Source organism: Yersinia massiliensis (assembly GCF_003048255.1).
In the GTDB taxonomy this organism is placed as follows: Bacteria; Pseudomonadota; Gammaproteobacteria; order Enterobacterales; family Enterobacteriaceae; genus Yersinia; species Yersinia massiliensis_A.
Map to the genome: position 1 here is coordinate 1,389,196 of NZ_CP028487.1, position 12,414 is coordinate 1,401,609.

Genomic DNA, 12,414 nt, shown 5'->3' on the forward strand with positions numbered 1-12,414 from the left:
CAACGCCGCGACGCAAGCGCGCTGGGGCGTAATAGGTAAATTAACGTGACAACCCTCGAACACTGCATCGGCAATACACCACTGATAAAACTGCAACGCCTAAGCCAAGGACTGGATGCCGAGATATGGGTCAAACTGGAAGGCAACAATCCGGCGGGCTCGGTTAAAGACCGTGCGGCGCTCGCGATGATCCAACAGGCTGAATTGCGCGGTGAAATTGCACCGGGTGATGTATTAATCGAGGCGACCAGCGGGAATACCGGCATTGCACTGGCGATGATCGCGGCCCTAAAAGGGTATCAACTGAAGTTACTGATGCCAGAGAACATGAGCCAAGAACGTCAGGCGGCGATGCGCGCCTATGGTGCGGAGCTGATATTGGTGAGCCGCGAGCAAGGCATGGAAGGTGCACGCGATCAGGCATTAATGATGCAGGCCAATGGGCAGGGTAAGGTTCTGGATCAATTTAATAACGTGGATAACCCTTACGCCCATTTTACCGGCACGGGGCCAGAGATCTGGCAGCAGAGCGCGGGGAAGGTGAGCCATTTTGTCTCGAGTATGGGGACGACGGGCACCATTACCGGTGTGAGCCAATATCTGAAAAGCCAAAACCCGAACGTCAGCATTATCGGCTTACAGCCGGCAGAAGGCAGCAGTATTCCAGGGATCCGACGTTGGTCGCCTGAATATATGCCGGGCATATTCCGCCCTGAATTAGTCGATCAGGTATTGGATATCACTCAGATTTCAGCGGAGCAGACGATGCGGCGATTGGCGACTGAAGAGGGCATCTTCTGTGGCGTCAGTTCCGGTGGAGCGGTGGCCGGTGCGCTGCAAGTGGCTGCGTTAAATCCAGGGGCGGTGATAGTGGCGATCATTTGTGACCGTGGTGATAGATACTTATCGACTGGGGTATTTGAGTAAAAATTTTCTAGCCATCATGCCGAATAATCCAACTTGATACGCTTATCAGGTTGGGTGGCATTATATTCATGTCCACTTCCCACAATGACAATACCTCTCCTTGATGTACGGCTAATTAGCCCCCATTAATGATGTTAATTTGCACGATTTTATCTTTTTAATAAAATAAGTAACTTAATAAAGTCCGTTATTCATAAGCTATATTTAAGTTATAGGTGTTTTACTATAATTATTTCTTCTCTATTCCTAGAATATTTATTCACATAACAATATTATAAATTATTAGTTGTAGGAATATTCATACATTGAAATACGGAACTTCTATATTTAACTAACAAAGCTTTATTTATTGGTATGATTTTAAAGAATAATACCATTGTCGGATAAGATATTTCTCATAATACTACTCTGTTAATTTTTTATTAAATAAGTTAATTTTACATTTGGTAACATTTATTTAATTGGTGTTGCATATGCATTCTTTCTATACTGGCTAGCTCTCGGTTCATGCCTATCCATTGGAAATATATGTGTTTTTTATTTCACGCATCTGCTTGTAATTGCTGGAATAAAATAACTAATCTCAATGACTATTAAAAGATTCGCTGTAGAAATCTATAGGCAAATTAACTTGGTATACATGTCTTAAAAAATAACTCACGTGAGATAAGTCGTGATAAATATATTCTCAGTTTTTTATGCTGGTTAGTGCATTAAACGCGATAGAGAAATGCCGAACAAATAAAAATGATGAAACCCATGCTTTTTGAAAAAGTAAAATTAATTTGGTCAGTCACAGAGAATACGCTGAAACATGTGCGGGCATCATATTTAAATCTGTCCAGCGTACAGTGCCATTTAGGCAAGATTATGATCTTGGCACCGATGACGCTGCTAACGCTCTATCTGCTTATTTTTAGCCAACCACGTTACCTGAGTGAATCTAAAATCGCTATCAAACAGTCTAACGATGTCAGTGGCAGTAATTTGAATGTGGGCTTGCTGCTCGGTGCTGGTAACCCAAGTTCCGCGGAAGATGCCTTATATTTAAAAGAATACATTAACTCACCTGATATATTGGGTGTTCTCGATAAACAACTTAATTTTCGTCAGGCCTTTGGTCAGAGCGGTTGGGATTTTTTCTACCATTTGCCTCGTAATGCGACCCGAGAGCAATTTCTTAATTATTATCGTGACCGTATTTCTGTGGCATATGACGACAAAACGGGTCTGCTGACGATTGGGACGCAAGGGTTTTCAGCGGAGTTTGCCCAACAGTTCAATCAGGCCATTTTGAAAGAGTCTGAACGCTTTATAAATGAGATATCGCATCACATTGCGCGTGAACAATTGCAGTTCGCCGAAAACGAAATGCAAGCCGCGCGCGTAAAGTTGAACAGCAGTAAAGCTGACCTCCTTAGCTATCAAAACAGCAATAACGTACTGGATCCTGAGGCCCAAGCTTTAGCTGCGACTAATTTAGTCAATACCTTGGTAAGCCAGCGTATTCAGATGGAAGCGGACCTGCGTAATTTGATGACATACCTTCGTGAGGATGCCCCTCAGGTTGTCAGTGCAAAAAATGCGCTCAAATCGCTTTCCACACAGATTGATAATGAAAAAAGCAAAATCACCGCACCAGATGGCCACAAGCTGAATCGCATGGCGGTAGATTTTGAAGAGATAAAAGCCAGAGTGTTGTTCGACACGGATATCTACAAATTAACCCTGACATCCATTGAAAAGACCCGTGTTGATGCGGCTAGAAAGCTGAAAGTATTGTCGGTCATCAGCTCGCCGCAGTTACCACAGGAAGCCAAATTCCCCAATCGCCTGTATCTGCTAATCAGTTGGTTATTGGTGTGTGGTTTACTTTTTGGCACCGTCAAATTGTTGTTAGCAGTGATTGACGATCACAAAGACTGACGCCGTTTTAACGCTATTTCTCGCTTGTCGGGATGACACCGCAGGCAGTGACTCAGAGTATGTTATGAAATTATTGAAATCTATTTTCCTGATTATTGCCCTACAGGCCTTGCCCGCTCAGGCCGTCGATCTTAATGCCGACCCGAATATGACGGGGGCGGCACCGTTACCGTCGATGATTTCTGGTCAAAGCCAAAATACCAATAACGATGGCGGGTTTTACGATCTTCCACCTCCGGTTATACCCGCGGTCATGAGCCGCATGTTTGGTGCCCAGTTATTTAACTCGGTATCTGCTGCTGACAGTGGTTCTAGCATTGGCTTTAATCCGAACTATGTCGTCAGTTTGGGGGATCAGATTCAAGTGCGGTTGTGGGGTGCATTCAATTTTGAAGGTGCGCTGAGTGTGGATCCGAAGGGGAATATTTTCCTGCCGAATGTTGGCCCGTTGAAAGTAGTTGGTATTCCGAATAGCCAGATTAATAGCGTGGTAACGAACAAAGTTAAGCAGGTCTATCAGTCTAACGTGAACGTTTATGCATCGCTGTTGCAGGCACAGCCAGTCAAAGTATTTGTCACCGGTTACGTCAACAACCCTGGTTTGTATGGTGGCGTAGCGTCGGACTCATTGCTTTCCTATCTCAGTAAGGCCGGTGGTGTTGATACCCAGAGTGGTAGCTATGTGGATATCAGCATCAAACGCGGCAAGAGTGTACGGTCGAAAGTTAATCTGTATGACTTTTTACTCAATGGCAATCTGGGGTTATCACAGTTTTCTGACGGCGACACTATCGTGGTTGGCCCACGTCAGCATACATTCAGTGTGGAAGGCGAAGTGTTCAACAGTTATGACTTTGAGTTCCGTGATAGCACGATCCCTGTTACTGAAGCGCTGAGCTGGGCGCGCCCTAAACCGGGTGCGACACATATGACGATTATTCGTAAGCAAGGTACCGTCAAGCGCAGTGAATATTATCCACTCAGTTCCGCTCCTGGGCGTTCATTGCAGGATGGCGATAAACTTATTATCAGTGCTGATCGCTATTCGGGAACCATTCAGGTCCGAGTCGAAGGCGCACATTCTGGTGAGCATGCAATAGTGTTGCCCTATGGGGCGACGATGAGCCAAGTCCTGACTAAAATCCGCCCGAACAGCATGTCACAATTGGATGCTATCCAACTCTACCGCCGCTCAGTTGCACTGCGCCAGAAAGAGATGCTTGACCTGTCGCTGCAAAAACTCGAAGAAGCCTCTTTGTCTGCCCAGTCGTCTACATCAGAAGAAGCTCGCCTGAGAATGCAGGAAGCACAGCTTATCAGCCGTTTCGTGTCCAAAGCCCGCACCGTGGTGCCTAAAGGGGAAGTGGTACTGAATGAAAGCAACCTCAATCAGGTGATTTTGGAAGACGGTGACGTGATTAAGATCCCAGAGAAGACGTCGCTGGTGATGATTCATGGCGAGGTCATGTTCCCGAATGCGGTGAGCTGGCAAAAAGGGCTTAGCCCGAATGACTACATCACGAAGGTGGGGGGCTATACGCAAAAGGCCAGCAACACGAAAGTCATCTTGATTAAGCAGAATGGTGAAGCACTTAATGCTGAAGACGTTAAAACGTTGCAGCCGGGCGATGAATTGATGGTGTTACCGAAATTTGAATCGAAGAATATCGAAGTTTCTCGCGGGATCTCGACCATTCTTTACCAGCTAGCGGTGGCCGCAAAAGTGGTGCTAACACTCTAATGATCGGTATCTTCTCGGCAGGCATCTATCGTATCGAACATCTCGCCAGTTTTCTGGCTGAACCCTGCTGCAAGCTTTCATCGCTGCGCACTATCCCCCCAGAGGTCACTTCAGTGGCCGTGTGGGGGAATCGTCCAACCGGTTATAAGGCTGTTGCATTGGCGAACGCATCCCATCGGCCTGTTGTTCGCCTCGAAGATGGTTTTATCCGCTCGCTAGGATTGGGTGTGACGGGGTGCCCGCCGCTGTCGATGGTGGTGGATACGCAGGGAATTTATTACGACGCTCGCAAGACCAGTTCATTGGAAACCTTGATTCGCGATCGAGTCGGTAATCAACCGTTTTATGTTGATGCACAGCGTGCCATGCAACTGATTGTGGCGTCCGACCTTTCTAAATATAACCTTGCGCCCGCCTATCGTGGGCAGCCTCCGAACGGTGAGGCCGTACTGGTGGTGGATCAGACGTTCGGGGATATGGCGGTTAAATACGGTAATGCCGATGCGACTGATTTTGAGACCATGCTAAAGGCCGCACTGGATGAAAATCCGCAGTCTGAAATTTGGCTGAAAATACATCCCGACGTTTTACAGGGCAAAAAATCAGGTTACTTCGCGGCTATCCCCATAAATCCTCGCATCAAATTGCTCGCAGAAAATGTCAGCCCACAATCGTTATTGCGCCATGTTAGCGGTGTCTACGTTGTCACATCACAATATGGTTTTGAAGCTCTACTGGCGGGTAAACCAGTCAAGGTATTTGGTCAACCATGGTATGCCGGTTGGGGGCTGACTGATGATCGCCATGCTCAGGCTAGCCGATTATCGGCGCGAAGAGGTCGGGCAAGTTTGCCGGATCTTTTCAGCGCAGCCTATTTCCGCTACAGCCGTTATATCAACCCTAGCAGTGGGCAACCTAGCACCTTGTTTGAGGTGATTAACCACCTACTAATGCAAAAAAATCACCAAGAACAGCGCCAAGGTCAGTTATGGGCTCCAGGGTTAACGCTTTGGAAACGCAGTATTTTTCTCCCATTTTTGAAAACCACATTTAACAGCGTCTCGTTTAGTGAACGTAAGACGGCGAATACGGCTTGTGTAGTGTGGGGGAATAAAGGTGAGCAGCGTTGGCAACAAAAAGCGTTGGCACAAAAACTGCCGGTGTGGCGCATGGAGGATGGTTTTTTGCGTTCATCGGGGCTGGGGTCTGATTTGCATCCCCCCTTGTCGTTAGTACTCGATAAAACAGGTATTTATTACGATGCCACTCGCCCCAGTGACCTTGAGACGTTACTTAATCACAGCCATTTAACGGCCAGTCAAATCGAACGGGCAACCACATTACGTCACCGGTTGGTGAGCACCAAAGTCAGTAAATACAACATTGGTGCCGCTTTTAGCCTACCGCAAGAAGCACAGGGTAAACGCATTCTGCTGGTACCGGGGCAAGTAGAAGACGACGCTTCGATACTGAGCGGCACTGTCAGTATTCGTACCAACAGTGAACTGCTCAGAACAGTACGGCAACGTTATCCCAATGCTTTCATCATTTATAAGCCACACCCAGATGTGCTGGTGGGGAATCGACAAGGGCATATTCCTGCTGCGGATGTTGCACAGTGGGCCGATTTTCAGGCATTAGACGCCGATATTATTCAGTGCATTCAGGCGGCAGACGAATTGCATACATTGACGTCGCTATCAGGATTTGAAGCACTGTTACACGGTAAAAAAGTGTTTTGTTATGGCATCCCATTTTATGCGGGCTGGGGGCTGACACAGGATGAGCATCGTTCGCCTCGCCGCAACCGAACATTAATGTTGGATGACTTGGTTTATCAGGCATTGATCGCATACCCGACTTATATCGACCCATCGCGACGCAAGGCGATTACTGCTGAACGCGCGTTAGACATATTAGCCAATCAGCCACGGGCCAATATGCAATTTAGCCAAAAAAGAGCGGGTAGGATTATCCGCCATTATAGAAAGTTGATTATGCTCGCCAAAGTCACAATGAGTTTGTAAATCAGTCTATTAAACTATGACGGTGATCTGTTTATGCTTACAAGTAGTCACGCACTAACAAAACTTCTCTCTGGGAAGAAATACCTGCTGTTACAAGGCCCGATGGGTCCTTTTTTCAGTGATACCGCACAATGGCTCGAGTCAAGGGGCTGTGAAGCGGTGAATGTGGTATTCAACGGCGGCGACAAATTTTACTGCCGTAAGCGTGACTATTTGCTTTACAAGCAAACACCGAAAGAATTCCCGGTCTGGCTGAAAAAGACCTGGCAAACGTATCAATTCGACACTATTTTGTGTTTCGGCGATTGTCGCCCATTGCATCAAGCAGCGAAGATGTGGGCGCAAGCCAAAGGGGTGCGTATTTTGGCGTTCGAAGAAGGGTATTTACGGCCACACTTCATCACTCTCGAAGAGGGCGGGGTGAATGCATTCTCCTCGTTGCCGCGTAATCCTGATTTCTACCGCAAATTACCGGACGTGAAACCGCCGGTCGCCAAAAAACTCGCATCATGCTTTAGTTTACGTGTACGTCATGCAATGGGTTATTACCTCGCTGGTTGGTATTATCGCCACGAGTTCCCGCAGTATCGTCACCATAAATCCTTCTCGCCACTGTATGAAGCACGCTGCTGGATACGTGCCGCCGTTCGTAAACAAGGGTATCGATTCCTAGAACGAAATGTATTGAGTCAACTAAAAGGTGAGTTGGATCAGCGCTACCATTTGGCTATTTTGCAGGTTTACAACGATAGCCAGATTCGTAATCACAGCCCTTATCAAGATGTGCGTGATTACATTAATGATGTCATGTATTCATTTTCGAAAAAGGCAAGCGGCGACCAATGGCTCGTCATCAAACATCACCCCATGGATCGAGGTCACCGTCTTTACGGGCCGCTAATTCGTCAATTGGGTAAGCAATACAACATTCAAGATCGCGTAAAATATGTTCATGACCTGCCGATGCCTGAATTACTGACTCATGCAAAAGCCGTGATCACCATTAACAGTACGGCCGGTCTATCCGCGCTTATTCACAACAAGCCGCTAATAGTGATGGGCAAAGCCATGTACGACATGAAAGGGTTGACGTTCCAAGGGCATCTTAATCAATTCTGGCAGTCTGATTTTAAGCCGGACATGAAACTATTTAAAAAATTCCGGCTATACATATTGAGGAACACGCAGATTAATGCGGTTTATTATGGCGATAATCAAGTTGAGCCGATACCGACAGCCAAAAAGGTCTATATGACTGAGTATGTGAAGGATCCGGCTTAATCGGGGGAGGGGTTATTGACAATAATATAGATAACATGGCTAGAGAAATTTCTATCTGCTCGTGATTGATACTATTCGATTCATCTTATTCTGAATTTACCTATCAGGGCCAAAAATATGAAATTATTTTAATAGGCACCTTGATAGTGCCTATTTCTTACCGAAGATAAATATTGCTAAAGCTGTATTATTATGCACTTCAACTTTCTATCAAAGAAAGAATTCGTCTGCAATTAGAATTATCTCTATATTTGAAAAATATTTTAGATTTTTTATCTGACATTGTATCAAGTGTACATTTATTCTTGATCATGAGCTCAATATTTCTTGTCAATGATTCTATATCTCGTGAAACCATCCCAGGAACATCTTTTAAAGGGTTAATCAGAGGCCCACCACGTTGTGCGAAGAATTGAGCTTCATCAAACCAATAAAAGAGAACGGGTTTTCTTTGATAGAGCATATCAAACGATGCAGAAGAATAATCAGTGATCATAAAGTCAGATTCAATGATTAAAGATTGTACATCAACTTCATTCATACTGTGTATATTGCATGAATTCGAATCTCTAATATCATCTGTATATTGATGCAGTTTATGATGCAAACAGGCTTCAATAGTGTATCCATACTTATGTAATAATTCACTTATATTCTTATCCGTTAATACCTGTACTAATCTCTTATAATATTGAGATTCTTTGAATTGCTCTACTGGAACATTATTTAAACTATCACGCCAGGTAAACATGATAAGTATCTTCTTACTGGGGGACCGCATTTTTTTTGGTAGATGATCAAATCGAGATAGTCCTGTTACGGCCACTTCATCTTTAAAAAAGCCAAAGTTTTTACAAACTAAATTACGTTCATGTTCAGAACTGACTATGAATTTATTAGGTAATTCCTTTCGTTTGTCCATAGAGTTACGATCATAATATCCCGCAGCTCTATTTAGAGCAAAAATACCATGCTGCAGAAAATAGAGTGGCTTATGTTCATGGTGGTGAGCTATTTCTTTCCATCTGAAGAACACATCCCTCATACAATCACTGAAAATATATCTCTGAGAAGCATGGAATATTATAAAATGTTTTAAGCTTCCATAAGAAACAACATTCTTGTAATTAGATAAATTTGAACGGGTCATCGATTCTTTCTTTATTACGTAGTAATATTCAGCATCGCTAACTTTTTTGGAATGACAAGATATGCTATTGGCGTAACGAAAAAGATGATAGCTAGAATCGTTAGCGGTATTTCCTAGTCTCTCGCCAATTAAGCTTATATTTCTATGTCGATAAAAGTATTTTGCAATTAAAGCTGCTGAGTAATATTGAAATCCCCACCTTGATTTCTTAATTTTCCTCTTGTATTTTTTTACTTTAACTAAAGCTTGAGTGAGTATATTTCTCTTTTGTTTCAAAAAATCAAAATCATCTTTAATTAATTCGCTATGTTTTATATCTTCACGCTTAAAAAATTTTCGCCTAAATTTTCCATTTAAAACACGATGAGTTTCTGAGTAAAAGCCATTAAATAGAAGTAGTAAAGGAAGTCTTCTTTTGGGCGTGAAAACTTCTAATGCTTCTACACCAATATCATTTTTCAAAAATTGATGTAATGTTTTGTATGTTGACTTGCAACTATTAAAATCATTATCTTTTGAGAATTTATCTAGTCGATAGAGTATTCCTCTTAAGATAAATAACTTAGCTAGCCATGTTTGTCTTGGTGGAAGATTAAATTGAAGGGTTAAGTTATAAACAGCGATTAAATCAAGGAATACTTTTTCATTTACAATCTGAGTACATGAAGGATTATCCTCATCGTCCCTACCTCTATACAGGTAGGTAACTGCTGGCGTGCTCGATATATGATTAGCTTTATACATTGCATTCATCACAAAGATCCAGTCTTCAGCAAGTTTTATACCTACTGGAAATTTTATTCCATTACGAATTATTAAGTCTCGACTATATAATTTACCCCATGGAGGGGGGGTGTTGACTAATATGGATCTATGGAAGAATTTTACTTTTCGTAAAGATGCGCATGCCACTTCTGCATGTTCTGCTATATACCAAGAACGACGGATGTTGAATGCTTTACTATGCGATACGATGACTTCAGATTGTGTCTCATCAGCGACATCTAATAATGAGGAAATAGCATCCTCTGGCAATAGATCATCTGAGTCTAAAAAGATAATATACTTACCTTTAGCTATGGTAATAGCATTATTTCTTGCTATTGATTGCCCTGAGTTCACTTGCTCTAGGAGAATAATATTGTTATGTTTTTCAATGTATTCGCTTATTATGGATTTTGAATTATCTGGTGAACCATCATCAATACATATTATTTCAATATAATTATTTTTGTATTTTTTACTGATGGATTGTTTCAGTACAGAGTCTAAGCATTCTCTGATGTATTTCTCTGTTTTATAAACTGGAATTATTACAGTAACTATCGCTTTCCTATAAGCTAATTTCATGTTTTTTCCTAGGCATAATTAACTGCTAAAAGGTATAATGCAATTGAAGTGTTTTTTGGTCTTGGTTATAACGGCGATGCCAATTAGAATTATTTTTTCACCGTTATCATCTGAGATAATGTTCAAGCCTTCAGGCTCATATTTGTAGATGTCTTTATATTTTTTTATTTTACTTTCCAATGGTATTCTTTTAATTAAAATCCCATTTTCCATATTCCAAATATATAAAAAAGAATATGGGGGAGATAAACCTGTCAATACATACACTTTATTATTGTTTAATGCTATTCCCTGCAAGACTTCATCTTTCGGGAAAATTATTTTCGACTTTTTAAAGCTTAATATTTTTTCTTTTTTTGAATCAAATTTACCAGTAAAAATTTTCTTATTTCCACTTTCTTTTTCTGTAGCCCAAACAATGAATTTTTCTGTGTTTTGCCTATCGACTGCTAATACTTGATTTCCAATTATTTCAATTGGATACTGCAACCTACCGATTAAATTTTTGTTTTTAATTTTTATAATTGATGGGTTAGTCCACTTATCTGTAGTGAATATAGTATCACTTTCTACATAGATACCATCTAAGTGGCCAATGCTAAATTTTTTATAATACTCTTGTTTTTCAATTATGTTTTTTTTGTTATCGTATTTCTCTATTAACTGATGGTCTCTTTTATTATTGTCATATGTTAGCCATGTTATTTTCCGATGAAAGTCTACATAAAATGACTGCATTATTCTGTTTTCTGGTGATGGATAACACTTTACACTTTTTTTAGTGTTGATTTCATTATCAAAATGATTGTTTTCTTTAACTAGTATTTCACTCTTAACACTAAATATACCAATTGAACTTATAATGACTAACAATAAAATTGTGCTGTATTTTATCATCTCTAATTTTTCATTTAAAATGATGGTTAAGTGCTGTATCTAATAATTGCTGATAGTCATCAAGCTGGGCTTTCTGTGTATGGAAATCATTAGCGCAAAATGAATGAGGTAAGCATCCCTCTTCTTTAGCAACCTTCAATGCTTCAAAGACACTTCTGGCTGCGGTAGATCTGATGTTGAAGTAATAGCAAACATCACGAGAAGGAACTGCTACGCCTTGAATGTATGACATCCAAGGAACAAAGAAAGTCGCTAGATTCATATCATGATTTGTTCTGAATTTGTTTGGCAAAAATTTTCTTATCTCAGTTTCATAATGTTCATAACTCCTGTCAAAAACACTCTTTCTAAGTGGAATGTAAGAATGGATTAGTGGCGTATCTATGACGGTTTGGAAATCTTGTGCGAATATTTTTATAGCATTTATCGAAGCACTCAGTGTTGGTGTATTCGTTCCTTTAGCTTGCATGCTGGCCAAGCTTTTTTGAGAAAGGAATAATGAGGCAATACCATTGCCTTTAAAAAAATGTCCGGCAGATAATGGTCTTGCAACAAAAACATCATCATTGAAATAAATAAAATGCTCTGCTAAATTCGGTATCTTATGTATGTGCGCTTCTATGACATGAGAGTTAAATGTAGGTAAATATTGATTTTCAATAATCTCACTGTGGTCAATGATTTTGATGCGGTCGTTATTCTCTAACCATGAAGGGCGTTGGTTATCGGTAACAATATATATATATCTGACCCAGGGTAGAAAAAGCTCAACACTTTTAACAGAATGGCGTAATTCATCATGATTGCTGAATCTTGCCTTATCTGTAGCATATTGCCCAAGGGTGTTTGAGTCAGCCATGTTCTTATGTTGCTGATAACGCTGTTGCCATTCTATATCTGAGTCATCAACCCAAGTAAAAACAACATCTATTGGAAAATTGATGGTCATTAAATTTTCCAACAATAAATCATGCCGAATGAGAATGTTTTCTTCCAATTCGGGACACTTTATTTCATTTCTAATAATAGGGTGTTTTTTATTAAAGTAATCCCGAAAAAATATCCCAGGGCTTTTAAGGAATTTTTTTAATTTTTTCATTTACAGTCTACAATTT

General features: G+C 41.4%; 8 protein-coding genes. 5 read left to right on the top strand and 3 right to left on the bottom strand.

The features are described from left to right. The first annotated feature begins 45 nt into the window (after positions 1-45). The 5 genes from cysM to DA391_RS06380 all read left to right on the top strand — a co-directional run bounded on the left by cysM (position 46) and on the right by DA391_RS06380 (position 7,902). Positions 46-927 carry a cysteine synthase CysM gene (gene cysM, locus DA391_RS06360; protein WP_019212044.1) on the top strand — a complete coding sequence of 294 codons (882 nt, stop codon included), beginning with the start codon at positions 46-48 and terminating at the stop codon, positions 925-927. 870 nt (positions 928-1,797) lie between these two features. Further along, positions 1,798-2,853 carry a capsule biosynthesis protein gene (locus DA391_RS06365; RefSeq protein ID WP_409928920.1) on the top strand — a complete coding sequence of 352 codons (1,056 nt, stop codon included), beginning with the start codon at positions 1,798-1,800 and terminating at the stop codon, positions 2,851-2,853. Positions 2,854-2,917: 64 nt separating this feature from the next. After that, on the top strand, positions 2,918-4,594 hold the full coding sequence (locus DA391_RS06370) for a polysaccharide biosynthesis/export family protein (RefSeq protein ID WP_050083452.1): 1,677 nt from the start codon (positions 2,918-2,920) through the stop codon (positions 4,592-4,594). After that, a complete protein-coding gene (locus tag DA391_RS06375) occupies positions 4,594-6,621 on the top strand; it encodes a capsular polysaccharide biosynthesis protein (RefSeq protein WP_098904840.1) in 2,028 nt (675 codons plus the stop codon). Before DA391_RS06370 ends, DA391_RS06375 begins: the two co-directional genes overlap by 1 nt. Before the next feature lie 33 nt (positions 6,622-6,654). Beyond that, positions 6,655-7,902 (top strand): capsule biosynthesis protein, encoded by a 1,248-nt coding sequence (locus tag DA391_RS06380; RefSeq protein ID WP_050287132.1) that lies wholly within the window; start codon positions 6,655-6,657, stop codon positions 7,900-7,902. A gap of 199 nt (positions 7,903-8,101) precedes the next feature. On the opposite strand, the gene DA391_RS06385 is transcribed toward DA391_RS06380, so the two are convergent. Genes DA391_RS06385 through DA391_RS06395 form a run of 3 tightly spaced genes read right to left on the bottom strand, consistent with a single transcriptional unit; the run spans position 8,102 to position 12,398 of the window. Continuing rightward, positions 8,102-10,402: a bifunctional glycosyltransferase/CDP-glycerol:glycerophosphate glycerophosphotransferase gene (locus tag DA391_RS06385; RefSeq protein WP_050287131.1), complete on the bottom strand. Its 2,301-nt coding sequence runs from the start codon at positions 10,400-10,402 to the stop codon at positions 8,102-8,104. Positions 10,403-10,420: 18 nt separating this feature from the next. Beyond that, positions 10,421-11,299, bottom strand: coding sequence for a hypothetical protein (locus tag DA391_RS06390; RefSeq protein WP_050873833.1), 879 nt, complete (start codon positions 11,297-11,299; stop codon positions 10,421-10,423). Positions 11,300-11,309: 10 nt separating this feature from the next. Further along, the gene (locus DA391_RS06395; RefSeq protein ID WP_050287129.1) at positions 11,310-12,398 is read right to left on the bottom strand and encodes a stealth family protein; all 1,089 of its coding nucleotides are present in this window, start codon (positions 12,396-12,398) and stop codon (positions 11,310-11,312) included. Positions 12,399-12,414 lie beyond the last annotated feature (16 nt).